This window comes from Aliagarivorans marinus DSM 23064 (assembly GCF_000429485.1).
GTDB lineage: Bacteria > Pseudomonadota > Gammaproteobacteria > Enterobacterales > Celerinatantimonadaceae > Aliagarivorans > Aliagarivorans marinus.
Window position 1 is genome coordinate 1 of record NZ_AUBY01000029.1, and the last position, 24,021, is coordinate 24,021.

Consider the following 24,021-nt stretch of genomic DNA (forward strand, 5'->3'; position numbering starts at 1 on the left):
CCTTGGCGGTGCCCATAGTGCGACCTGATAGTAGGGTTTAACGATCAGATCGCAGATGAGCGAATAGGTTCAATTCTATTTAGGCAACAACGCCCTTAAGATCTAGATGGACACTGTCAGTTGTCTACTTTATAGAAAGCTTGCTTTAGGTTTGCTCGATCTCTTGGCTTCGCAAAGTCGGAACGAGCAACTCTTTGCGAAACCCTAGTGACAGTATGCCTCATTGAGCAAGTATTCTCCGAGGCATGGCATGTTCATCATTTGTGCTGCGAAGATTAGCGCCGCAGCGGCTCTGTCGTTGGTCCGCTAGCGAATCAATCCCTCTCTATACAAATGCTCGAACAGCTGCTTCACCACCAACGAGCAGCGCGGCAGATCGCCATAGCCCAACCACGCTAGCTCTTCGATCTCTGAATCCACCGCCAGCTCGCCTTGGTAATCCGCTTGATAACAGGTGATCTGTACTTGGGTACCATCGTCTTTGCCGTCGGCTTGGTCGATAAAGGTGCCAAACAGCGACAATGACGCTGGCTCCAATGCTACGCTGAGTTCTTCTTGGATCTCTCGGCACAACGCCTGCTGGTCACTCTCGCCGGGGTCTCGCTTACCGCCGGGGATGTAGAACAGCTGCTTGCCTTTGGAGCGCACGCACAATGCCTTGTGATTCTCGATGCGCAGCCACGCTAGTTTGTCGATGAGTTTGCTCATGGTTGTTACCTTGTTCGGTGTAGCCTCTTATTCCGCTGCTTTATAAGCACTTGACCTAAAACAGTATTAAAGAGACTCGCAATTGATACGGTGGTTGAAGAGTGACAATTACAATCGAAACCGGGGAGGGACACAATGCTAATTAACCACCGCGACGGCGAAATCTCGCCGGCCAATGCTGAAGGCTGTCAGCTAAACAGTCGCATTGGTGTGTTTACCCTTACCGAGTTACTGGGCAGAGGTAAGTCGGCCTACTCTTATCTGGCCGAAGGGCCGGAGGGGCAGGTTGTGGTCAAGCTGATGCATCACGAGCCTTGCCCTTACTACGACTTTGGCGACAACAACAAAGTGGATTTAGAAGTTGCCGCCTACCAGCGCTTGCAGCAGTTAGGGATTGCGGTCCCTGAGTTATTAATCCACGACCGCGAACATGGCTATTTAATCAAAACCTTCCTTGATGGCCCAACAGTGACCGAGCTGGTGATTGCCCAAGCGTTGGACGAGGCCTGCGTTGCCCAAGTCTTTGCCATGGCCAACAGCCTTCAGTCGGCGGGACTAAACATCGATTACTTCCCCGATAACTTCGTTTGGCTGCAGGGGCGCTTGTTTTACGTTGATTACGAGCACAACCCCTACGATAGCCACTGGGATTTGCGCAACTGGGGGCTTTACTACTGGGCTAACAGCGAAGGCATGAAGCGCTTTAAGCAAAACGGTCAGGTCGATGCGATTAATATCGCCATAGATAGCGGCGAGCCGATTAAAGCGCCGTTTGAGGTGCAGGTAGCTGCTTGGGCTAGCAAGTATGAGTAGTGACCGGTAAAGGAGTAATGTGTGGTTGTTGGCTTTGATGTGATTGGTGCGCCGTTAAACCAGTTTGGATCTGTTTGTAGTGAGGACAATCCCGCTCAAGCGCTACGCCGTGGCGACGGTGGCCTAGACGAATGGCTGGCTATCCGCAGGCAACGCTGGGGAGCCGATATTCGCGATTGTGGCGATGTTGCGCCCAGCGCCGAGGTGAGCGAGTACCTAGCCGCAGGCGATAAGTTGGCGGCGTTAGATGCCTACAGCGCCCAGCTCAAAGCGGCGCTGCTCGACTCCTTCTCACAAGGGCGGCGACCCATCACGATTGGTGGTGACCACGCGATTGCCGTAGCGAGCTTGCAGGCAGTATTGCAGCATTTTCAGGTGGAGCGAGGTGAGAAGGTAGCGCTTGTCTGGGTGGATGCCCATGCCGATTGTAACGATGACCCGGAGGGGAACCTACACGGTAAGCCACTGACGATGCTGATGAACCGCTGGCCCAAGTGGCAAATCGACCCTGAGCTGGCGCTTCGCCCTGAGCAGCTATTTTATGTTGGGGTACGCGATATTGGCCCCAATGAGCTGGCGACTATATCCGAACACGCGATCAGCTGGTTGACGATGTCGCAGATAGAAGAACAAGGCATTGCTGCTGCCACTCAAGGCTTGCTGCAAAGGCTGGAACAAGACTTCGACCACATCTACCTCTCTTTTGATTATGATGCCTTGGACGGGGCGATATTCCGCGCATGCGCTACTCCCGATATCGGCGGGCTAAGTGCCCGTGAAGCGCTGTATATGGTGAGCAAGCTTACCGCCAGCGAGAAGTTTATCGGCGCTGAGTTTGTTGAGTATCTGCCGGAGCGCGATGTGAATGGCGTATCGCACGAGTTAAAGGTGAAGCTGATTGATACTGCCATGGGTTTTGGGCCTTTGGCAGTGAAAGCGAAATAATAAGAGAGCAACAATGGCAACCCCCAAAACCCTGCAAGTAGGCATCGTTGATGTGCAATGTGGCGAAGGCGTCACGATAGTCCAGCCAAGCAATGTCTATGGCTGTGAGTTGGCTGAACAGGTATTTGTCGGCCCCTTTGTCGAGGTGCAAAAACACACCCGAATTGGCGCCCGAACCAAAGTGCAGTCACACACCTTTGTTTGCGAGTATGTTTCCATTGGAGAAGACTGCTTTATCGGTCATGGTGTGATGTTCGCCAACGATATGTTTAAAAGTGGCAAGCCTGACCCGAACTCAGATAACTGGGGGCGGATAGTACTGGGTGATAGAGTCACCGTTGGCTCTAACGCCACCATCTTGGCAGTCAGTATTTGCGATGATGCGGTCATCGGCGCGGGCAGCGTGGTCACCAAAGATATTACCCAGCCGGGTATTTACGCAGGGAATCCCGCCAAGCTGCTGCGTGCACTCTAAGTTAGTTAAGGCAGTGCGCTGCTATCTGAGGCAGTGCGCCAAACAGGCTTTGCATGACCGGGTTTTGCTCCAACGCCAGCGGATAGAGCATCACCACGCTGCTGGGGTAGGATTGCAGCATCTGGCTCATATTTACTTGCTTTAACTTGCCTTGCGCCACATAGGGCTGAACATCGCGGCTATTGAGTAGGCTCCAGCCGCGTACCGCTAGCATCTCTACCAGCAAGTCGATATTGCTGATTACCTGTTGCTCTCCAGCAACGCGCAACTCCCCTAGGTTCGATTCCAAGCTGTTCTCTACCACCCACTGCAACTCACTGGTGAGCTGGTCCAGCGTTACCCGCTCGGCTTGTGCTAGCGCGGAGTCCGGGTGGGCATATACCTGAAACCCGCTACTGCCCAAGTTTAACTGCCCGACATGCTCTGCCGATAGGGCGGCACCGCGGGCAATCACAAAGGCGATGTGTGCTTCGCCTTTTTCCAGGGCATCGCTGGTGTCGCTGCGATTACGGTGCAGGTAGTGCAGTCGCAGATGTGGGTATTGGTTGGCGAAATGCTGCTCTATCGCGGTCAGTAAGGGCCGCGGGATCTGGGTGTCGTAGTAGATGGTGAGCTGATTGAGCCGGTTGCTATGGGCGGAGAGGGCCGATTCGACAAACTCAAAGGCCTGTTTATGCATCAGCTTGGCGCGCGGGTAAAGGTGGTGGGCGAGCGCGGTGGCTACCGCCTTTTTCCCTTCGATGGTAAACAGCGCCGAGTCGAGCTCATCTTCCAGCGCCAGGATATGCTCGCGCACGGTGGTGCGGTCTTTGCGTAGCTGGCGGGCGGCGGCGCTGTAGCTGTTCTGTTCAAACACAGCTTTGAAGCAGGTGAGTTGCTCAAGGGTAATCATCGCAGCAAATACGGGATTATGAACGTGTATCCCCATCATAATGCATGTGAATGGATGGGTAAATGCGGCTTAAACTCAAGCCTCGCTATCAAGACGTGAGACATAAGCGATGAAAACAAGCACAATTGCCGGCGTTATTGCCCTAACTCTGTTCTCTACCGGTGCATCTGCTGTGATGGACACCATTCCTGCCAAACCTGAGGCGCAGGTCACCAAATCCAACTGGACCGTTCACCCCTACAACCAATGGGCCTTCCGCAACGTAGGTCTGCACCCAAGCGTGATGGTGCCGCGCAGTGGTGAAATCACTCAGATCCCAGAGGCCTTAGATGCCAGCATCGCCAATATTGAGTTTGAATACAAAGGTGAGACCTTCACCGTAGACCAAGCGATGATCGGCGATAACACCGATGGCTACATTGTGATTCAGGACGGGAAGGTGTTGCATGAAGCCTACTTCAACGGCTTTACCGAGCGCGATCATCACCTGTGGGCCTCAAGCACCAAGTCGCTGACCGGACAGGCAATGGGCTTGTTGGTCGCTCAAGGTAAAGTGGACGTAGACGCGCAGGTACAAACCTACATCCCTGAGCTTAAAGATACCCACTTCGGGGAGCGTACAGTGCGCGAAGTGCTAAACATGGTGAGCGCGCTGGATTACTCGGAAGACTATGTGAACATGCCTCCGGGTGATTTCAGTACTGAGTATTTCCGCCGTCTGGGCTTTATTCCTGCTTACGACTTGATGGCCATCGACCCAACTCAAGACAGCACGCCACGCGGCTTGCTGGAGTTTGCGCCAATGTTTAAGCAAAACCCCGATCTTGAGCCGTCACATACTTATGAGTACCACTCGCCTAACGTCGATGTGATTGGTTGGATCATCAGCCGCGTATCGGGCCAGCCGCTGCAAACCTTTGTTGCCGATAACATCTGGAGCAAGCTAGGCACCGAGCATGACGCCTTCTTTATGGCCGATAACACCTTCACCGCCATTGCCACCGGTGGTTTTAACACTACCTTGCGTGACTTCGCCCGAGTGGGTTTAGCCATGGTCAATGACGGCGAGTACAACGGCCAGCAAGTATTCGATAAGGCTTGGGTACAAGACACCTTTACGCTAAGCGATGAAGAGCGTTTGCACACCCAGCGGAGTATCTACAAGCAAGCTGACACCGCTGTGTACGACGAGTGGCTGGAAGGCTACAAGAACTTCCTATGGGTGCACGACAGCGAAAAAGGCATCGCTACCTACCGTGGGGTGTTCGGCCAAGTGCTTTACATCAACCAAGAAAAAGACTTGGTGATTGCCACGTTCTCATCGGCCGAAAGTGCCTCTAACGCTGCACGTCCAACCAACCGCCCTCGCATGGCTGCCTTCGAGGCGATTGCCGACAGTATCAACTAGTTGAAACTGTATATGCAGAAAAGCCACCCTTATTATTGGGTGGCTTCGACTTGCTACTGCTACAAATAGACGTTCACTACGGTGAGGCTAGTTGCTCAGCTCTGGGATGTCCCAATCTGAGATATCTGTGTACCCCTCACTCCAAATCTCTGATACCTCGCCTGTGATAGGGTTGTAGTCCATCACAATCACACCCATCGCCTTTTCAGCTTTGTAATAAGGTGCGAGACGGCGAATGGAGTCTTCATCGCCTTGTAACTCCAGGTAGCCTGAGTCACTGATAAACCACCCTTGTTTGTTGGATATCTGTGTGTCTTCCGGGCCGATGTTTGCGCGAACCAGTGCACCATCCTCTTCTAAGATCCAAACTCGTAGGACTTCACCTTGCTGGCGACTGCGAGCTATCCGAGCGCCACGGATTTCTTGGTCGCTAAAGCCCAGGTCTTCGCCGCATTGCGCGAGAGCCGAGGTGAACGCGGCGTTGGTTGCTTCACTGCCGGTTAGCTCAATCTCACAATCACTTTCGCTAAAGAAACGTGCGTTGTAGCTGTCTAAGGAGCTCGAGTAAACAATAGCTGCAATCGCATTTTCACTTAACGCTTGGTCCATCAAAGGACCCACTAAGCCCGGTAAGTCGTCAATGTTACGGCCCCAAGATTCGACAAACTCCCGCTGGTAGTTGCTTGATGCGTATTTTTGGCCACTATTGTCGAAGGTTGGGTTAAAGTCGTCCAACAGAGCATCTTCGACTCGGAAGTGATCCCAGCTGGTATAGGTGCGGGTTTCTGCATCTAGGGTTGTGATGGTTTCAGCAAACTGGCTGAATACCGGTGACTCGCCATTGCTATCTACATACTTGGTGTTGGTTGCAGGGTCTAGCAAGTAGCGCTTGGCACTGTGAGAGAATATGGGGTTGCCAGCACTATCGGTAGCGCCTTCAGTTTGGCTGTACTCTTCCCAGTAGTTGAAGTATTGATACCATGGATCGTACTCAGGGTTAGCCCCCCACACGGGGTTGGAGTTACTTTCTATGGTAAGGTCTTCCAGCGTCGTCTCACTGTGCAGAACTTCGTTGATGGAACCGTCAGCCTCCCAGTCCTTGCGTACCTCGTAGATGCTGCGGCCATCGTAGTAGCTATAGTCATCGCGATATTCACGGTAGTCGGCTCGTTCGGTTAGAAAATCGGTATTCTCGTCAAACTCCAAGAACTCGTTGAAGGTGAGAGAGAATAGCTTGTAATCCTCGGTGTAGCGGGTAGTTTCGATGTGGTGCTGGAGCGCCTCGATAGCGCTGTAGTCACCACTCTTATAGGCAGCCGCTAACTCTTCGGCGCTTTCATAGTCCAGTACCCGTTCTGGGAAGTTGTAGTTTGGTGCCCCGCCTGAGTCAACCGGGTTTCCCTCATCGAACACCAAGTAGTAGTCCTCGGTGGTCACTCCATTTTCGGTAATTACCGAGCCTGTTTCATAGATGTGTACTGCGTGAAATACACCGTTGATGCCCTTATCGGAGCGGTGGTCACCCAGCACCTCGAAGTTGCCGCTACTTAGCGTGAGGGTAGTGACTTCTTTACCCTCTGCGAATAGCTGTTGCTCGCCTTGAACATCCAGGTATTCCCAGTACTGGTTAGTCCACTCTTTGGTGTCAAGCGCTTCGTTGACACGGGTTGTAATCTCCACTTTATAGGAGACAGTAACCGCATCATTCATGTTGTAGGGGATGTAGTGCTTGGTGCCTTGTTCACTTTGAAAGCTGACCGTCCAGCCTGCGTTTTCTGGTTCTTGGGCGAGCTCATCTGCATGTTCATTCTGCTCAACCATCGTTTTCACCATGATCTGAGCCATTTCTGAGAGCTCTTCCATTGCGCTGCTATCGTCGCTCAATGCAATGAAATCGCCTTGTAGCATCAGAGTTAACGCTTCCTCTGAGAGCCCTGTGAGCCCCGCCTGCTCAAGTTGCTGGGTATACTCGGACAGCTGAGAGGCTTGCTCGTTAGCCACGAGATTATCGATGGCTGCTTGTAGCTGCTCTGCGTCAATATCGGAATCGCTCAAGCTGCTCAGGCTCTCTGCCAGAGCTTGGTAGATCTGGTGAGTGAAAGGGGTAATGGCTTTGCCTGATAAGCCCTCTTCATCAGTCAGTTTGCTTAGCTCTTCTGAGGTGAAGGGAGGGGTTGTAAGCTTAACCGTCACATTGGAGTTGTCAGTGATTGCTACCAAGCTACCCTCTTTCACGGCGGCGTTGAACTCGTCCATTGAGCTTGGTGGGACCAAGCCCACATCATAGCTGGTGCTGTCTAGCTGAGCGATTACGCTCACGCCCGGTAGCCCCTGCAGTACACTGTCTTCTAGCTCAAATAAGTAGGAGCCATCAAGTTCCGAACGTGTCTGAGGCTCTCCTTCACTGACGAGTTGATCGCCATTTAAGTCCAACCAAACGAGCGCATTGTAGATGTAGCCGTCTACGACGGTTCCAGATAGGGGGGTAAGATCTGCACTGGGTGTGACTTCTGTGGTCGGTGAGTCTCCATCAGAGCCTCCACAACCTGCGAGAAGAAGGGTTAGCAATGCTGTACCGGATATTAGCTTGAGTCGCATGATGTTCTTCCTTGTTTGCTACTGCGAGTTAAAAACTTGGTTTCTAACTACACGTGACATCGATCGTCAGAGTGTAAAAAGGCGAACGCATCTGATAACGTGGGCTCAGGCAAAGGAGTGCATGAAACATCGTTTATCAGAGGCTTTTTATGCTCAAGTCCTCGTAAACAAGAGCCCTACGCCGTCCTGTTAGTTCATCAACACAATGAGCTTTCTAGGCTCCGAGTGTGGCCAGACTGTTTAGTTGAAACACACCCGTGAATTATGAAAATCAGTGATGACTTAGGCATCACCCAAGTGGGGGATAGGGGGGGCTGAAGGCTTGATAGAGATCATGTTCTTGATTGATAGCGCACTGTATTGGAGGGGAAATGTATAAGCGAGTGCTTGGTTCTTCCCAGATCATAGACAATTCAGAATTTGAGTACCTATTTTGCTTCGAGGCGAATCAGCTAGGGGTAGAAAAAGCCTATCTGGCAATAGTCGATAAAGCGCGCAACCCACTCTATGATTTTTCATTTAACATCAGCGCGGATAACTTGCAGCGCTATCTAAGCAATATTCAACATGATGTTTATTTACAGGCTTACCTCAACAATCGGCTATTTGGATCTCTGAGTTACCTTCAAGAAATTGTATCTGCGGATAGCGTTCAGGGGGATGAATTTAACGAGCTGATTCGTCCTGTCATCCGGTTAAATCACTCAGTGAGTGGCCTCGCTAAACTCAGAGGCGGCTCAACAGCTGTATTCAGCACTCATATGGTGAGGAAGCCTACTTTATCAAATTGGTCTCGTTTCAATGATTTATGGCATTTGTTTACCTGTTGGGCGGAGCAAAAGCTGGTAAGCAGGGAGATGGCGACGGTGTTACATCGAATACAAGGCTCAGACAGAGCGCCCTATTCTCACATTATGCTTACCCCAACAGAACGGGTAGTCCTTGAGCTATTGGTTGAGGGGATGGATGGAAGTGAAATTGCGAAGTATCGCCGGGTGTCGAAAGAGACTGTGCGTTCGCAGATCAAGCAAATTTTGTCAAAGACATCGAGCCACAGTCAAAACCAGCTGATTGCGCGGTACTTTAACGGGAGCCTCCACTACTACGGCGATAGCTAACTATTTATGTGTCGAGTAAAGAAAACCCGCTTGCGCGGGTTTTTTCTTACTTACGTGATTCGCAATCCCTCGCGACCCAATTCACAGTGTACTAATCGCGCCTAAGGGCGCTCGCCTGCGGCGATACGGCGCTCGATATCGGCGACCACCTCTGGGAAGTCGGCGATGGTGTCAATCATATAGTGCGGCTTGCTGGCAGAGAGCTTTTCGCGAGCAGTGGCGCGGGCTACATCGAGTGCGGCTGGCGCGGCGTTTTGGTACTGCTCGAAGGTGAGGCCCGCTTCGTTGCCGGAGAGCAGCAAGGCGACAGTCCACATGCCGGCGTTGTGGCCTTCGGTAATGCCCGGTGCGGCATCATCCACCTTGATGCAGCGGCGCACGTCGCTCACTTGTAGCTCCAGTAGGTTTTTCAGTGCCATATGGGCTGCCGGGCGGCCGCCTTGGGGCAGGTCGTCGGTGGCCACTACACAATCTGGCTGGTAGCCGTAGTCGCGGGCGGCGGGGATCAGCACGTCCATCACCTCGCGTGGGTAACCTGAACACGAGCCAATCTTAATCCCCTTGGCTTTCAGCCCATCCACCACCTCGATAGCGTTAAGGATTGGCGCGGCGTGATCGGCCACCTTGGCCTTTTGCAGCGGCATAAAGGCGGCGTAGATGGCGTCGATATCACTCTCGTTCATGGCGCGGCCAAACTGGGCCTGCCAGCGCGCATCCACCGAGGGTAGCTTACCGACCGCTTGAATATGGTCCCATTTGCCTAGGCCCATCGGGGCGCGGGCTTCTTCAAGGTTTATGTCGAAGTCGAAGCCTTGCTTAAACGCTTCAACAAAGATGCTGGTGGGGGCGAAGGAGCCGAAATCGACAATGGTGCCGGCCCAATCGAAGATAACCGCTTGTACAGAAGAAGACGTAGTCATGCTTTTACCTCGTAGTTGTAATCGTGACTGACCTGAGCGATGGCGCGCTCAAAGATATCCAGCGCTTCGCAAAGCTGCTGGCGGGAAGTAATCAGCGGCGGGCTGAGTTGAATCACGTTGCCCTGCGACACCTTAAAGCTCAGCCCGTCGTTCAGGCATTGGTAGAGCACCGCTTCGGCTTCATCCAAGGCGCGCTGTTTGGTGTCTTGGTCGGTGACTAGCTCGATGCCCCACAACAGGCCGATGCCGCGCACATCGCCGATAAGCGGGTAGCGGGCCTGCATGGCGTGCAGGCGCTCGGCCACATAGCGGCTGTCTTCGCGGGTTTTCGCCAGCAGGTTTTCTTGCTCAATCGCCTCGATGGTGCCGAGTGCTGCGGCGCAGCCCAGTGGGCTTTTCTCGTGGGTGTAGTGGCCCAGCGAGACTTGTGCCGCGCTGTTGTACTTGTCTTTGGTGACCATGGCGGCAATCGGCACTAAGCCGCCACCCAGGCCCTTGCCGATGCACAGGATGTCGGGCTCGATATCGTAGGCTTGGTAGGTAAACCATTCGCCGCTGCGGCCCATGCCGTTGGGGATGTCGTCGATAATCAGCAGCACGTTGTGCTTGTCGCAGATCTCGCGGATGCGTTTCCAGTAAGCCTTGCTTGGCACCTGCACGTCGGTGTTGCGCACGCTCTCGGCGATAAAGGCGCCGATACCGCCTTCTTTCTCAATCACATACTCAAGATAGTCGGCGTAGTGCTCGTCGCTGCCATCGGGCGAGGGCAGGGCGCCACGGTAGCTCACCGCTGGTGGAATGCGCTCGACCCCGGCCATCAGCGGCCCCATGCCTTCGCGGAAGCAGGCTTCGCCGCCCACCGAGATGGCATCGAGCGAAGCGCCGTGGAAGGAGTCCCACAATGAGACGACCTTGTAGTTGTTGGTGATAAAGCGGGCCAACTTAAGCGCCATGCCCACCACCGAGGTGCCGCCGGGGGCAAACAGTACCCGGTTTAGCTCACCACCGCAGATCTCGCTCAGTTTCTCGGCGCAATCGATAGCGACCTCGTTGGTAAAGCGGCGCGGCGAAAACGGCAGGCTGGCCATCTGCTCACTCACTCGCTTGACGACCTGAGGGTGGCCATAGCCAAGCTGGTGCACGTTGTTGCCGTGAAAGTCCATGTAGCGCTTGCCGGCGCTATCGACGATGTAGATCCCTTCGGCGGCCTGCAGGCTATCCAGGCAAGGCGTCGACATCGCTTGATGTAAGAAGATGTTGGCATCGCGCTCCAGCAGGGCTTGGGTCTTGGGGTGCTGGATATTGCTGTTCCACTGCTGGCGGGCGGCGGTGGTGTTTACATCGCCTTCGCTGCGCAGGTGTTGTTCACTTTTGGCTTCAGTGTTGTTTAGCTTGTTGCTGTCCACGCTTAGGCCTCCCAGTACATGCTTTGCTGTACGGCGGCAATCAGCCGTTCGATATCGGCCGGATAGACTTCGCCAATGTTGCCGATGCGAAAGCAATCGGCGTTGGACACCTTACCCGGGTAGATCACAAAGCCGCGCTGCTTAAGGTTTAGATAGAAGCGTTTGAAGTCGTAATCGCTGTGTTCGGGCGAGTGGAACGAGGTGATAATCGGCGAGTGCAGCGACTCATCCAACAGCGGGGTGAAGCCCAGCGAGCGCATGCCCTGCACCAAGACCTTTTGGTTCTCTTTGTAGCGTTTGTGGCGGGCAGTAACGCCCCCTTCATCTTCCAGCTCAAGCAGCGCTTGGTAGAAGGCGCGTACGGTATGCGTGGGTGAGGTAAAGCGCCACTTGCCGTGATTCACTTCCATGCAATGCCATTGGTCATACAGGTCGAGGCTGAGCGAACGCGCCTGCCCCTTGCATTTCTCCAGCTCGCTTTGCTTTGCAATCACAAAGCCAAAGCCCGGTACGCCCTGAATACACTTGTTGGCCGAGCTAATCAAAAAATCGATACCCAGCTCGCCCACGTCCATTGGGATACCGCCGAAGCTCGACATGGCATCGACGATCATGGTCTTGCCATGGTCCTTGGCCAGCTTACAGATGGCCTCGATGGGGTTGAGTATGCCGGTGGTGGTCTCGCAATGCACCGTTGCCACATGGGTGATGCTGTCATCCTGTTTAAGGTGTTGGGCAATGGCGTCCAGCGATGGCTGAGCGGTTTCGCCCGGTGCCACCACTTCACAAGCAATGTTCAGGTAGCTGGCAATCTGGGCGATACGTGCGCCATAAGCGCCATTGTTGACCACCAATAGTTTGCCCTGCGGGTCAATGGCGCTGCCGATGGTAGCTTCCACCGAGGCGGTGCCGCTGCCTTGCATCAGCACACTGGTATAGCCGGGCTGACTGGTTGCCAGTGCCACCAATTTTCCGCGGATAACTTCGACGATGTCTTTGTTGTAGTCATCGTCCCAGGTGCACCAGTCTTTTAGCATGGCGACCCGCACCGATTCCGAGGTAGAGAGCGGGCCGGGCGTGAGCAGTAGGTAATCGTTTTTCATATTAATCAATTTGGACTATACCAGAGTTGCTGCAAACTCTAACAACCCGCTATGGCGCGGTAAATAGCTCTCCAACCAGTGTCATAAAAGATTCACGGGTGGTTTTGCTCATCCATCACAGACGAGCACGATTTAGAAAAACTGACATTTTTCGTTCATGCAAACGTCATATATCCCGCCTACCTTAAAAACCACCAAACTGGTACAGACCAAAAATCATGAATTTGGAGATAATCATGAAAAACCGTTTTGCTTTAGGAACTCTGGCTGCCGCAGTCGCTTTGATGAGTAATGCCGCTGTGGCTGCTCAAGAGGTGACGGTTTACACTGCGTTTGAAACTGACATCCTGGCTAAATACAAGAATGCTTTTGAAGCTGAAAACCCAGGGATTACCATTAAGTGGGTACGCGACTCAACCGGCATCATGACCGCTAAGTTGTTGGCAGAAAAAGCAAACCCACAAGCCGAAGTGGTTTGGGGCCTGGCTGGCTCTTCCATGGCGCTACTGAAAAACGAAGGCATTCTTCAGCCTTACACTCCGCAAGGTCTGGATCAGCTACGTGCTAGCCTGAACGACCCACAACAGCAGCAAGCATGGTACGGCAATGACGCGTTCTTCAACGCAATCTGCTTTAACGAAGTGGTTGCGCAGCAGCATAACTTGTCTAAACCAGAGTCTTGGGAAGACCTGACCAAGCCTGAGTACCAAGGCCACATCGCCATGCCAAACCCTGCCTCTTCAGGCACTGGCTACATGCAGGTATCTGCGTGGCTGCAAAACATGGGCGACGAGCAAGGTTGGGACTACATGGCTCGCCTGGATGACAACATCGCTCACTACACCCACTCTGGCTCTAAGCCTTGTGTACAAGCTGCGATGGGCGAAGTGGCAATCGGTATCTCCATGGCTAGCCGTGGCGCAAAGCTGAAGACCCAAGGCGCTCCGATTAAAGTGATTACCCCTGAAGGCATTGGCTGGGAATCAGAAGCCGTTGGTCTGGTTAAGCCATCTGAAGCTGCGCAGCGTGTGGTTGACTGGTCCATCTCAAAAGCGGCGAACGAGCTGTACGTTGAGATGTACCCAGTGGTTGGCCACGTTGATGTGAAAGCAGAAGTTGCCAACTTCCCAGATGTGGAAGCGAAAATGGCAGAGATGGACTTCGCGCGTATGGGTGATGAGCGTGCGGTGGTACTGAAAGATTGGTCTGACCGCTTCGATGCGAAATCAGAGCCTAAGTCTTAATTCGCGATTGCTCTAGATAGCTTCGCTATCTAGCTACCTGAACGGCTGAAGCTTGGTGTGTCATTGCTTCGGCCGTTTTTTATTGCTCCTCGATACATACTTAATCCGAGCCGAACCTATGAACGATCAACAAATCAGCCGCGAACAGGGCGATGTTAACCTGTCCGAGCAGCGCTCTCAGTTTCAACAGCAACACCTAGACCCGTGCTCCCGCGAACTGGTAGAGAAAGACCAGCAGCTGTTTTTACACCAGAGTCTGAGCACACCGGTGCTGCATGCACTTAGTCATTCCGAAGGCGCTTACATTGTCGATATGGCGGGCAAGCGCTACCTCGATTGCCACGGCAACGGAGTACATGCCGCTGGCTTTAACAATGACTACGTGTGTGAAAAAGTGGTGGAAGCGCTGCGCAGCAAGAACACCTTCACCTCGCGCCGCTACACCAACTCCAACATCGTTGGCTTGGCGGAAAAGTTGATTGCGGTGACCCCTGTAGGGCTGGATCGGGTATCGTTCTGCCCGGGTGGCTCCGAGGCTATTGAGCTGGCGGTATCGATTGCTAAGTCTTACACCAACAAATGGAAGACCATCTCGTTTTGGGACTCCTACCACGGCAACGGCTTCCAATCGGCCAGCCTGGGCGGCGAGCGCCTGTTCAAAAAACGCCTTGGTCCGATGGTACCGGGCGCGCTGCATGTGGACTTCCCCAACTACCAGAACAACCCTTGGGGCTTCACCGAGCAGCGACAAGTTGACGATGAGATCCTCCGCCAGATGCGCACCTTGTTTGAAAAGGAGGGCGATATCGCCTGTGTGGTGGGTGAGCCGATCAGTGCCACGCCGGTGATGCCGACGCGCTACTTCTGGCAGCAGGTCAAGTTGCTGTGTGAAGAGCACGGGGCGCTGTTGATCTTCGATGAGATCATCGAGGGCTTCGGTCGCACCGGTAAGGTGTTTGCCTGCGAGCACTATGTGACTCCCGACATCTTGGTACTGGGCAAGTCACTGGGTGGCGGGCTGATGCCGTTTGCTGGCGTGGTGGTTAACGAGAAATACAATGTGTTGGAGACCCAGTCGGTAGGCCATTACACCCACGAGAAAAATGGGCTGTGTGGCGCGGCAGGTCTAGCGATGATTGAGTATCTCGAGATGCATCAACTGGTGGAAAACTCCGCCAAGTTGGGTGAGTACTTGATGGAACGCTTCAAGCAGATGCAAACGAGCAACCCCATCGTGGGCAGTGTTGATGGCATCGGCCTGCATATCGGCCTTGAGATCCTGAGCGCTGATGGCTGTGGCCAGCGTGGGGTCGAAGAAGCAGAGCGGATCATGTACCAGTGCTTCGAGAACGGTCTGGCGTTTAAGTTGATTGAAAGCAGCATTATTACCCTGCGCCCATCGCTGGTGATCACCATGGAGGACGCCAAGTTTATCGCCGACACCATTGAGGCGGCCATCGTGGCAGCGCTGGCGTAACGGCGCGGTATCGCATTACCAGACGCGTTGCCAGAGAGGCATAGCAGTTTATAATCAAGCGATTAGCAAACTGCATGGTTATTTCCTATGAGCCTGACCAGCCTCTCTCCTTTCCCCTTACTCTATCAATACAATACGCGGGTCGAGCTGCGTAAGCTCGGCGAACAGCTTGGCCGAGCCGCTACCCTCGATGATATTGATGATGCCTTGTTACAAGCACTTAGCGAGCAAGGCTTTCAGTGGCTGTGGCTGCTGGGCGTGTGGCAGACCGGGCCGCTTGGCCAGCAGATCTCGCGCCAACACCCCAGTTGGCAGGAGGAGTTTCGCCATACGCTGCCCGATCTAAGTGATGACGATATCCCCGGCTCCTGTTTTGCGGTGTATGACTATCAGGTGCATGGCGAACTCGGTGGCAATGCCGCGCTGCTGCGGCTTCGCAAGCGAGCCCATGCCGCGGGGCTGCGGGTGATGCTGGATTTTGTCCCCAACCATATGGCACCGGACCACCCATGGCTGGAGTCGCATCCGGACTACTTTATCCAAGGCGATCCGGCGCTGCTTGAGAGCCAGCCTGATAACTATTTTTCGCTAGCAGAGGTTGCGCTAGGCGAGCCTGTACGCATTGTCGCCCATGGCCGCGACCCTTACTTTCCCGGCTGGCCCGATACCGCCCAGCTTGATTACGCCAACCCAGAGTGTCACCGGGCGATGCAGCAAGAGCTATTGCGGATCAGCGAGCTATGCGACGGGCTGCGCTGCGATATGGCGATGCTGCTCGAGCCGCATATCTTTGAGCAGACCTGGGGTCGCGCTTGTGCGCCGTTCTGGCCAGAGGCGATTGCCCGGGTCAAACAGGCCCATCCCGCGTTTTCCTTTATGGCGGAAGTGTACTGGGGGCGGGAGTGGGCGATGCAGCAACAAGGCTTTGATTTCGCCTACGACAAGGAGCTGCTGGATCGCTTGATTGCCGGCGACGCCGAACATATCACCGGCCACCTGCGGGCCGAACCTGACTACCAACATCGTTTGGCGCGCTTTTTGGAAAACCACGATGAGCAGCGCGCCGCCAAGGTGTTTGGCGATAAGCAGCATCAGGCTGCCGCCTTGCTGAGCTACCTAAGCCCCGGCCTGCGCTTTTTCCAGCATGGCCAGCTTGAAGGCTGGCGTACCCATATTCCGCCGCACCTCAATCGCGGCCCGCAGGAGCAGACTAACCCTGAACTTGCGGGATTTTATCGCGATCTGTTGGTGGTGCTCGGGCGCGAAGTGGTTCATCGCGGTCAGTGGTGCTTGCTCGACGCCAAGTTGGCCGCGCCGTTAATTGGCTTTCGCTGGAGTGGTGAAGGGCACCAGCCACTGCTGGTGGTGGTCAACTACAGTGCGCAATCGAGCACTAGCGAACTTGATGTCAGCGAGCTACTAGAGGCTTCTAAGCCGCGCGTGTTAATGCAACAGGGCGCTAGCTTTGCCTCTGATAAGTTTGAGAAGTTCACGTTAGGGCCTTGGGGCTATGTGATTGTGGAAGGGGAGTCGGTTCGCTAGCCACCGCGCTTACTCAAGGCTCGTATATAGGCAAAGATATTCTCCGCATCTTGCGGGCTGAGGATCGTTTTAAATGCCGGCATCCCTTGTTCAGGCTTGCCGCTGAGCACCACTTGGTGGATCAGGTAGGTATCGTTGGTCAGTGGGTTGCGTAGGGTTTGCACCAGGTTGGCCGGGGGGCTGAGTTGCTCGGTGGCCACCGGTCCCTTGCCTTGCGCATATTTGCCGTGGCAGCGCATGCAGTATTCAAGGTACAAATCTTTGCCAAGGGTGGGATTGCCGCCTTTGGCATCGACCAAGTTGATTGAGATAAACACAATGACCAGAATCGCAACGATGGTCATTAGCACGGTTGCAAAAGACTCTATCCCACTGTTCAAACAGACCTCCAGAGAGCGCTATGCTGCCTTTACGTCTGGCTTTGAGCGTAGACCAGTGGCGGCTGTTCTTCCTAAGCTCAAGGCGTTTTCATGGCGCTGTTAACATTTCGCGCCTGCGGAAAAAGGATCATTTGACGATCGCGCGCTGTTGGGCTTATCCACTGAAGCGCTAAACGCCCACCGATTGCCTGCCTGCACTATCGTTGGCTGCTTTAAGGTTGCGATGAGATCTACACGTCGTCATCTTATTGCAATAGTTGCCCTCTACTCTTTGGACTATACCAATATTTAGGGCTGTTTCGCAGTTATGAGCACTTCTGAACATTATCTGGTGATTGACCGTCTGGCCAAGCAGTTTGGCCAGTTCACCGCACTCAAAGAGATTTCACTCCATATCGAGAAAGGCGAGTTTGTGTGCTTTCTTGGGCCATCGGGTTGCGGCAAAACCACCTTGCTGCGGGCGATAGCGGGTTTGGACCTGCCAAGTAGCGGCAAGATCACCCAAAACGGCGCGGATACCACCTTCCTGCCGCCGGAGAAGCGTGACTTCGGGATTGTGTTCCAGTCTTACGCCCTATTCCCCAACCTGACAGTGCAAGAGAACATCGCGCTGGGGCTGAAAAATCAGGGCATGTCCACCCAAGATGCCTTGGGCAAGGTCGAGGAGTGGCTGGCGCTGATTGGCTTGCCGGGCTCGGGACATAAGTTCCCTAATCAGCTCTCTGGCGGTCAGCAGCAGCGAGTGGCTTTGGCGCGTGCTTTGGCCTTGTCGCCGGGCTTGTTGCTATTGGATGAGCCGCTTTCGGCGCTGGATGCCAAGGTGCGCACCCATTTGCGCGACGAGATCTGTCAGCTACAACGCAAGCTGGGCATCACCACCATTATGGTGACTCACGACCAAGACGAAGCGCTCACCATGGCTGACCGTATCGTGGTGATGAACCACGGGGTGATTGAGCAGGTGGGGACCCCGCAGGAGATCTACCAGCAGCCGGCCAGCCGTTTTGTGGCCGAGTTTGTCGGCAAGATGAACTTTATCGAGAGCTCGGTGGTGGCAGAGCGCCAACTAAGAGTTGCTGAGTCTATCTTCGATTCGCCGGAGCTGAGTAACCATCAACCTGAAGTCGGTGAGCTGCTATCACTGGCGGTACGTCCTGAGCGCGTGCGTTTTGTGGACGCGTCAGAGCAAAGCCTGCCAGTGAAGGTCTGCTGCCAGGAGTTTATGGGAGCTTTCTATCGGGTCGAGTGCGAGCTGCTAAACGATAGCGAGGCTGAGCTGGTGATCGCCGATATCGGCATTGAGGCGCACACCAAGCTGGCGTTGCAAGATGGTGATATTCGCCATATCGATATCAGCAGCTGCGGCATGCTGGCCTATCCGTCGGCGCTAGCCAGTTAGGAGAGCACAATGACCACCTTAACCATGTCCAATACCGGCGGCTCTTGGCTCGAACAGCTACTGCGCCGACGTGAACGCTTGAGTCGCGACAACCTGTTGCTCGGCGGTTTGCTGGTGCTGCTGTGTGGCTTTATGGCGATGTTTGTGGCGCTGCCGCTGTGGGCGATGTTCAGTAAAAGCCTGCAGAACCGCAGTGGCGAGTTTGTTGGCCTGGAAAACTTTGCCAACTACTTCGCCTCTCCCGCGCTGTGGCAGTCGCTAACCAACACCCTGACGCTGGGGCTGCTAGTGACTGCGATTGTCACCACCTTAGCGTTTACCTACGCCTATGCGCTGACCCGCTCGTGCATGCCGCTAAAAGGCCTGTTTCAGGTACTGGGTACCGCGCCGATTCTGGCGCCCTCGCTGCTACCGGCGATTAGCCTGATCTTCTTGTTCGGTAACCAAGGGGTGGCCCGTGAGCTACTTGGCGGCAACTCGGTCTACGGCCTGGTGGGCATCGCCATGGGCTTGGTGTTTTGGACCTTTCCCCATGCGCTGATGATCTTGAACACCTCGCTGCGCACCTCGGATGCACGCCTGTACGAAGCGGCCAAGGCGCTGAAAACCTCACCCTTTAAAACCTTTATGATTGTCACGCTGCCAGCGGCCAAATACGGCCTGATCAGCACGCTGATTGTGGTGTTCACGCTAGTGGTCTGCGATTTTGGTGTGCCCAAGGTGATTGGCGGCAGCTACAACGTGCTGGCCACCGATATCTTCAAGCAAGTGGTGGGGCAGCAAAACTTCTCCATGGGCGCGGTCACCAGTATTTTGCTGTTGGTGCCTGCTTTGCTAGCCTTTGTGGCCGACCGCTGGGTGCAGAAAAAGCAGAAGAGCCTGTTCGATACCCGCTCGGTGGCCTATCAGCCAGAACCCAACAAGCTGCGCGATGGTCTGTGCTTGCTCTACTGTGGCGTCATCTCGCTAGCGGTATTAGTGGTGCTGGGCATGGCGGTGTATGGCTCCTTGGTCACCTTCTGGCCGTGGAACAAGACGCTAACCCTGAATAACTACAACTTCGCTGAGATGAGCACCTACGGCTGGTCGCCGTATTTTAACTCGCTACGCTTAGGTGGCTGGACCGCGCTGTTTGGCACCATCATCATCTTTATCGGTGCCTATGCGATTGAAAAAGGCCGCTCTTACGCGCCGATGCGTCAGGCGCTGCAGATGTTCTCGGTGGTGCCGATGGCGGTGCCGGGGATGGTGCTGGGCTTGGGCTATATCTTCTTCTTTAACGACCCGGCAAATCCGCTCAATGTGATGTATGGCACTATGGCGTTCTTGGTGGTCAATACGGTGGTGCACTACTACACCGTGGGGCATATGACCGCGCTGGCGGCGCTGAAGCAGCTACCAGCAGAAATTGAGGCCACTGCCGCGTCGGTGAAGCTGCCCCAGTACAAGCTGTTTTTCAAGGTGACGGTACCGGTGTGCCTGCCGGCGATTTTGGACATTGCCGCCTACATGTTTGTCAATGCACTGACAACCACCTCAGCAGTTGTGTTTTTGTATGCAACCGATACTATTCCTGCTTCAGTGTCGGTGTTGAACATGGACGATGCCGGTCAAACCGGTGCTGCCGCCGCGATGGCGGTGATGATTATGCTCTCGGCGGCTGCGGCGAAGTTGCTGCATATGCTGATAGCGAAGTTGCTGGAAGGCAAAACCCAAGGCTGGCGTAAGCGTTAACACAGGAAAGCAAGTTGCAATATCTAAAAATCAAAGATGCCATTGTCGAGCAGATCGAAGACGGCATGCTCACCGCTCGCCAAAAACTGCCCGCTGAACGTAAGTTGGCGGAGGCCTTCGATACCACTCGGGTCACCCTGCGTGAGGCCTTGTCGATGCTCGAAGCCGAAGGGCGGGTTTATCGGGAAGACCGTCGCGGTTGGTTTGTATCACCCGAGCCGATGTCTTACGACCCAACCCAAACGCTCAACTTCACCAATATGGCCTTGGCGCAGCAGCGCCAGCCGCGCACCGAGCTGCTAGCCGCCAAGCAGGTATTGGCGAGCAAGCATGCAGCCAAGAAGCTCGAGCTACCGCCGTTCTCTGACATATACCGGGTTGACCGGGTGCGTTACCTCGAAGAGCGGCCGGTGCTGTACGTGACCAACTTTATCCGCGCTGAGCTATTCCCGGATCTGCTAAAGCGCGATTGCTCACGAAACTCGCTGACCGATATCTATCGCGAGCACTATGGCGTGGAATACCAGCGTATTCGCTATCGCATCACCACCAGCTCCTTACAAGGCGAGATCGCACAGGCGCTACGGGCCACCGCGGGCACGCCGGCGATGGTGGTGGAGCGTATCAACTACAGCCAGACCGGCGAGCTGATCGATTGCGATATCGAATACTGGCGTCACGATGCCATCACCATCGACTCCATTGCTGAGTTAAGCGCTTAAGGTTTTCTTTCTCTGATGGGTCCAGTCGGGCCCATGTGGTACCGCTATGTCTTTTTTTGCCGCTGCCTTAGTGGTGTTCTCCGCGTTATTGCATGCCGGATGGAACCTGCTGGGTAAATCCAATCAAGGTGGGGTGATCGCTTACGCCCTGTTAGCCGCTCTCGCCGGCTTTGCCTTATTGAGCCCCTTTATCGCGTGGTATCTATTGGTGCTGGATATCACTGCCGTGCCGATGACCTTTTGGGCCTTACTCGGCGTAAGTGGCCTGTCACAGGCTATCTATATTGCCGGTTTAGGCATGGCCTACAAGCAGGCTGACATTGGCTTGGTCTATCCGGTGGCGCGCGCCATGCCGGTGCTGCTGGTGGGCATGGTTACTGCACTGCTGGGGCAGCATCTAGGCAGCGTTGCGTGGTTGGGCTTTGGGCTGATTACTGTTGGCTGCGTACTGGTACCGCTGCAGCGTTTTAGCCAGATCCGGCTCTCCGCCTACCTGAACGGTGGCATGCTTTGGGCGATTGTTGCCGCGTTGGGGACGGTCGGCTACTCAGTGGCCGATAAGCTGGCGCTGGATGTGCTCGGTGGGCTGCCTGCCAGCCACTTTGCTGATTGGCAGCATGCGCTGTTCTACGTGGGCATCCAGTTTGGGGCGATGGCTCTGCCGCTGGCGATAATGTTGGTATGTTTGGGTACTGATAACGGTTTTGTCGCTGCCTGGCGCTGTCGCCGAGCCGCAGCATTGACCGGATGGATGATGGCCGCCACCTATGGCATCGTGCTATACGCCATGACCATGGTAGAGAACGTCAGCTATGTGGTGGCGCTGCGCCAGATCAGTATTGTGTTTGGATTGGTGCTAGGCGTTTGGGTGCTGAACGAGCGCTGGTATCACACCCGTGGTGTCGGCGTGCTGCTGATCATCGGTGGCTTGGTGCTGGCACTCAGCTAATTACCTGTTGCTTGAGTTTGGGCACAAAAAAGCGCCAATCAAGGATTGGCGCGAATTGCACTTACATTACTAGGATGTGTTGCGAGAAAAGCGTTAATTGGTGAAGACTGGCCCTGTGCCCGTTGACCACAAGATCACGGTGGAAATCATAATGCACACCAGCATCACCAAGCCCACGGTGACCAAGCTGCTGGCATAGATAAAGCCGCGCTCCTCAGGGATGTGCATAATAATCGGCACTCCGGTGTAGAGCAGGTAGACCGCATAAGCCACACCCACCAGACCGGCCAACATCACAAACCATGGTTCCGGATACAAAGTGGCAAAGCCCACCATAAACAGCGGCGTCGCCACATAGGCGGACAGCTCCAGAGTTTGCTGATAGGTGGTATCGGCATTAAAGGTTTTAGCCATCCACAGCGCCGCATAGGCCAGACTCATTACGCCGATGGTGAGTGCGCCGTACATCGCAACCGACATATACAGTGCGCTGCCTGCGGTTAAGTAGAAGCGGTTATCACCGACATGCCAGCCGATGTGAACGGTAGAAAAGTAGCTGCAGATGGCGGGAATAAGTGCCACCAGCAACAGGTGTAACAGACTGGCACCGATGCCCTCGTGGTGCTGATCGATGTCCTTCCATTCTTCTTTTGTATGTGAAGCGAGTCCCCAAACATGACTAAAAAGCATTGCTGATCCCTCAATCAAAAGTTAACAACTGTGTAACATCGTTTATCTAGTAATGAACGAGGAATGCGGGGGAGTCAAGCCTGTAGAGCGGAACTTTTTATGGCACGTGGTTGTTGTCTGAGGCGGTTAATCGCTTAATAAACAAACGATTAAGTGAATGGCAGGGCCTAATCGGCGGCGCTGCCACAACACAGTTTATTGAGCTTGATCAAGCTCCAGTTGCTCGCCATTAGCAGTTAACACGATGGCCTCAGGGGTGACTTTAAGCACGCTGCTTTGGCTGTACCAGTCGCCCAGAACGATGCGCTGGCCGTGCTTACCGTTGTCGCGTGGGTGGAACGCCGGGCGATGGGTGTGGCCGTGGATCATGTAGTCGAGCTTCATGCGGAAGAAGCGCTGTTCCACCTCGTCGGCATTCACATCCATGATTTCGAAGGTTTTTCCCTTCTTGGAGCGTTTGCTGTTACTGCGAATGCGCTCGGCGATCTTCTCGCGCACAAACAGCGGCATAAGTAAAAACAGCCGACGTAGCCAGGGGCTTTGGGTTTTACGGCGATACTCTTGGTACTGCACATCGTCGGTACAGAGGGTGTCACCGTGTAGGATCAGCACCTTTTTGCCGTATAAGTTAAGCAGGTGCTCTTCTTCGAGCAGCACCATGCCACAGGCCTTGGCGTAGCGCTTGCCCAACATAAAGTCGCGGTTGCCATGGATGTAATAGCAATCTACACCTTGCTGGCTCAGTGCTTTGAGCTTGTCGGCCACATCGCGGGTGAGGGCGGAGGTGTCATCATCGCCAATCCAGTATTCGAACAGATCGCCGAGGATGTAGAGGGCGTCTGCGCCGGGGGCGTCCTTGCTGAGAAATTCCAGAAATGCCCCGACGATGTCGGGGCGTTCCTCACTCAGATGGAGATCGGAAATAAAGTAACTGTGCACGGCTTAGTCGGCAACGGTCACTGATTCGATCACGATCTCTTCCAGTGGTACGTCTTGGTGAACGTAACCAAAGTTGCCGGTGGCGACGCCTTTGATCTTGTTCACAACGTCCATGCCTTCGGTCACTTTACCGAATACACAGTAGCCCCAGCCTTCGGTGGTTTCTGCTTTGAAATCCAGGAAGGTGTTGTTGTTCACGTTGATGAAGAACTGGGCAGACGCTGAATGCGGGTCCATGGTACGCGCCATAGCGATGGTGCCAGTCTCGTTAGACAGGCCATTGTTGGCTTCGTTTTTAATCGGAGCGCGGGTCTCTTTCTCTTCCATACCAGAGGCCATGCCGCCGCCCTGAACCATAAAGCCATCGATTACGCGGTGGAAGATGGTGCCGTTGTAGAAACCATCGCGCGCGTAGGTCAAAAAGTTAGCCGCGGTTTCTGGCGCTTTTTCAGCGTCCAGGCTTAGGGTGATGTCGCCCATGTTGGTGTGTAGAGTAACCATCGTGTTTCCTTAAACAGTCTGTTTGTCGTTGAGCCCCGATTCTAAACGCATCCACCGA

At 54.4% G+C, this 24,021-nt stretch carries 22 protein-coding genes; 12 read left to right on the forward strand and 10 right to left on the reverse strand.

Going from position 1 to position 24,021, the window contains the following annotated elements:
- Nucleotides 1–306 precede the first annotated feature (306 nt).
- Nucleotides 307–708 carry an NUDIX hydrolase gene (locus G461_RS0112650; protein WP_026972121.1) on the reverse strand — a complete coding sequence of 134 codons (402 nt, stop codon included), beginning with the start codon at nucleotides 706–708 and terminating at the stop codon, nucleotides 307–309.
- A gap of 135 nt (nucleotides 709–843) precedes the next feature.
- Here G461_RS0112650 and G461_RS0112655 point away from each other — a divergent pair, with 135 nt between their 5' ends.
- Genes G461_RS0112655 through G461_RS0112665 form a run of 3 tightly spaced genes read left to right on the forward strand, consistent with a single transcriptional unit; the run spans nucleotide 844 to nucleotide 2,941 of the window.
- Entirely contained in the window at nucleotides 844–1,521 is a 678-nt protein-coding gene (locus G461_RS0112655; protein ID WP_051333554.1) for a protein kinase family protein, read from the forward strand.
- Nucleotides 1,522–1,542: 21 nt separating this feature from the next.
- On the forward strand, nucleotides 1,543–2,466 hold the full coding sequence (locus G461_RS0112660; RefSeq protein WP_026972123.1) for an arginase family protein: 924 nt from the start codon (nucleotides 1,543–1,545) through the stop codon (nucleotides 2,464–2,466).
- Between the two features lie 13 nt (nucleotides 2,467–2,479).
- Nucleotides 2,480–2,941 carry an acyltransferase gene (locus G461_RS0112665; RefSeq protein WP_026972124.1) on the forward strand — a complete coding sequence of 154 codons (462 nt, stop codon included), beginning with the start codon at nucleotides 2,480–2,482 and terminating at the stop codon, nucleotides 2,939–2,941.
- A gap of 1 nt (nucleotide 2,942) precedes the next feature.
- Here the strand turns inward: G461_RS0112665 and G461_RS0112670 are convergent, their stop codons facing one another.
- The gene (locus G461_RS0112670; RefSeq protein ID WP_169727256.1) at nucleotides 2,943–3,869 is read right to left on the reverse strand and encodes a LysR family transcriptional regulator; all 927 of its coding nucleotides are present in this window, start codon (nucleotides 3,867–3,869) and stop codon (nucleotides 2,943–2,945) included.
- 73 nt (nucleotides 3,870–3,942) lie between these two features.
- Here G461_RS0112670 and G461_RS0112675 point away from each other — a divergent pair, with 73 nt between their 5' ends.
- The gene (locus tag G461_RS0112675; RefSeq protein ID WP_026972126.1) at nucleotides 3,943–5,241 is read left to right on the forward strand and encodes a serine hydrolase domain-containing protein; all 1,299 of its coding nucleotides are present in this window, start codon (nucleotides 3,943–3,945) and stop codon (nucleotides 5,239–5,241) included.
- Between the two features lie 87 nt (nucleotides 5,242–5,328).
- On the opposite strand, the gene G461_RS0112680 is transcribed toward G461_RS0112675, so the two are convergent.
- A complete protein-coding gene (locus G461_RS0112680) occupies nucleotides 5,329–7,839 on the reverse strand; it encodes a hypothetical protein (protein ID WP_157360309.1) in 2,511 nt (836 codons plus the stop codon).
- 371 nt (nucleotides 7,840–8,210) lie between these two features.
- On the opposite strand from G461_RS0112680, the gene G461_RS26115 reads away from it, so the two are divergent.
- Nucleotides 8,211–8,957: a helix-turn-helix transcriptional regulator gene (locus G461_RS26115; protein WP_026972128.1), complete on the forward strand. Its 747-nt coding sequence runs from the start codon at nucleotides 8,211–8,213 to the stop codon at nucleotides 8,955–8,957.
- Between the two features lie 101 nt (nucleotides 8,958–9,058).
- On the opposite strand, the gene phnX is transcribed toward G461_RS26115, so the two are convergent.
- Genes phnX through phnW form a run of 3 tightly spaced genes read right to left on the reverse strand, consistent with a single transcriptional unit; the run spans nucleotide 9,059 to nucleotide 12,386 of the window.
- Nucleotides 9,059–9,877 carry a phosphonoacetaldehyde hydrolase gene (phnX, locus tag G461_RS0112690; protein WP_026972129.1) on the reverse strand — a complete coding sequence of 273 codons (819 nt, stop codon included), beginning with the start codon at nucleotides 9,875–9,877 and terminating at the stop codon, nucleotides 9,059–9,061.
- Nucleotides 9,874–11,283: an aspartate aminotransferase family protein gene (locus G461_RS0112695; RefSeq protein WP_051333555.1), complete on the reverse strand. Its 1,410-nt coding sequence runs from the start codon at nucleotides 11,281–11,283 to the stop codon at nucleotides 9,874–9,876. The genes phnX and G461_RS0112695 overlap by 4 nt, the downstream gene beginning before the upstream one ends.
- Nucleotides 11,284–11,285: 2 nt before the next feature.
- Complete coding sequence (gene phnW, locus G461_RS0112700) at nucleotides 11,286–12,386, reverse strand: 2-aminoethylphosphonate--pyruvate transaminase (RefSeq protein ID WP_026972131.1); 1,101 nt, start codon at nucleotides 12,384–12,386, stop codon at nucleotides 11,286–11,288.
- A 236-nt stretch (nucleotides 12,387–12,622) separates the two neighbouring features.
- On the opposite strand from phnW, the gene G461_RS0112705 reads away from it, so the two are divergent.
- The 3 genes from G461_RS0112705 to G461_RS0112715 all read left to right on the forward strand — a co-directional run bounded on the left by G461_RS0112705 (nucleotide 12,623) and on the right by G461_RS0112715 (nucleotide 16,649).
- Entirely contained in the window at nucleotides 12,623–13,630 is a 1,008-nt protein-coding gene (locus G461_RS0112705; protein WP_035480259.1) for a putative 2-aminoethylphosphonate ABC transporter substrate-binding protein, read from the forward strand.
- 118 nt (nucleotides 13,631–13,748) lie between these two features.
- Nucleotides 13,749–15,107 carry a (R)-1-hydroxy-2-aminoethylphosphonate ammonia-lyase gene (gene pbfA / locus G461_RS0112710; protein WP_026972133.1) on the forward strand — a complete coding sequence of 453 codons (1,359 nt, stop codon included), beginning with the start codon at nucleotides 13,749–13,751 and terminating at the stop codon, nucleotides 15,105–15,107.
- 87 nt (nucleotides 15,108–15,194) lie between these two features.
- Nucleotides 15,195–16,649 (forward strand): alpha-amylase family glycosyl hydrolase, encoded by a 1,455-nt coding sequence (locus tag G461_RS0112715; RefSeq protein ID WP_026972134.1) that lies wholly within the window; start codon nucleotides 15,195–15,197, stop codon nucleotides 16,647–16,649.
- Here G461_RS0112715 and G461_RS24200 read toward each other — a convergent pair.
- On the reverse strand, nucleotides 16,646–17,029 hold the full coding sequence (locus tag G461_RS24200; RefSeq protein WP_157360310.1) for a c-type cytochrome: 384 nt from the start codon (nucleotides 17,027–17,029) through the stop codon (nucleotides 16,646–16,648). The two genes, G461_RS0112715 and G461_RS24200, sit on opposite strands and share 4 nt — an antisense overlap.
- A gap of 307 nt (nucleotides 17,030–17,336) precedes the next feature.
- Here G461_RS24200 and G461_RS0112725 point away from each other — a divergent pair, with 307 nt between their 5' ends.
- Genes G461_RS0112725 through G461_RS0112740 form a run of 4 tightly spaced genes read left to right on the forward strand, consistent with a single transcriptional unit; the run spans nucleotide 17,337 to nucleotide 21,833 of the window.
- Nucleotides 17,337–18,428: a putative 2-aminoethylphosphonate ABC transporter ATP-binding protein gene (locus tag G461_RS0112725; protein WP_026972135.1), complete on the forward strand. Its 1,092-nt coding sequence runs from the start codon at nucleotides 17,337–17,339 to the stop codon at nucleotides 18,426–18,428.
- Nucleotides 18,429–18,437: 9 nt separating this feature from the next.
- Nucleotides 18,438–20,162 carry a putative 2-aminoethylphosphonate ABC transporter permease subunit gene (locus tag G461_RS0112730; RefSeq protein ID WP_035480262.1) on the forward strand — a complete coding sequence of 575 codons (1,725 nt, stop codon included), beginning with the start codon at nucleotides 18,438–18,440 and terminating at the stop codon, nucleotides 20,160–20,162.
- Nucleotides 20,163–20,176: 14 nt separating this feature from the next.
- Complete coding sequence (gene phnR, locus G461_RS0112735; protein WP_026972137.1) at nucleotides 20,177–20,884, forward strand: phosphonate utilization transcriptional regulator PhnR; 708 nt, start codon at nucleotides 20,177–20,179, stop codon at nucleotides 20,882–20,884.
- A 46-nt stretch (nucleotides 20,885–20,930) separates the two neighbouring features.
- Nucleotides 20,931–21,833 carry an EamA family transporter gene (locus G461_RS0112740; RefSeq protein ID WP_026972138.1) on the forward strand — a complete coding sequence of 301 codons (903 nt, stop codon included), beginning with the start codon at nucleotides 20,931–20,933 and terminating at the stop codon, nucleotides 21,831–21,833.
- Between the two features lie 93 nt (nucleotides 21,834–21,926).
- Here G461_RS0112740 and G461_RS0112745 read toward each other — a convergent pair whose 3' ends face one another.
- The 3 genes from G461_RS0112745 to G461_RS0112755 form a co-directional block, all read right to left on the reverse strand.
- Nucleotides 21,927–22,523 (reverse strand): Yip1 family protein, encoded by a 597-nt coding sequence (locus G461_RS0112745; RefSeq protein WP_026958665.1) that lies wholly within the window; start codon nucleotides 22,521–22,523, stop codon nucleotides 21,927–21,929.
- 195 nt (nucleotides 22,524–22,718) lie between these two features.
- Entirely contained in the window at nucleotides 22,719–23,462 is a 744-nt protein-coding gene (lpxH, locus tag G461_RS0112750; RefSeq protein ID WP_026972139.1) for a UDP-2,3-diacylglucosamine diphosphatase, read from the reverse strand.
- A gap of 3 nt (nucleotides 23,463–23,465) precedes the next feature.
- Nucleotides 23,466–23,963, reverse strand: a complete 498-nt coding sequence (locus tag G461_RS0112755; RefSeq protein WP_026958667.1) for a peptidylprolyl isomerase — start codon at nucleotides 23,961–23,963, stop codon at nucleotides 23,466–23,468.
- Between the last annotated feature and the right edge of the window lie 58 nt (nucleotides 23,964–24,021).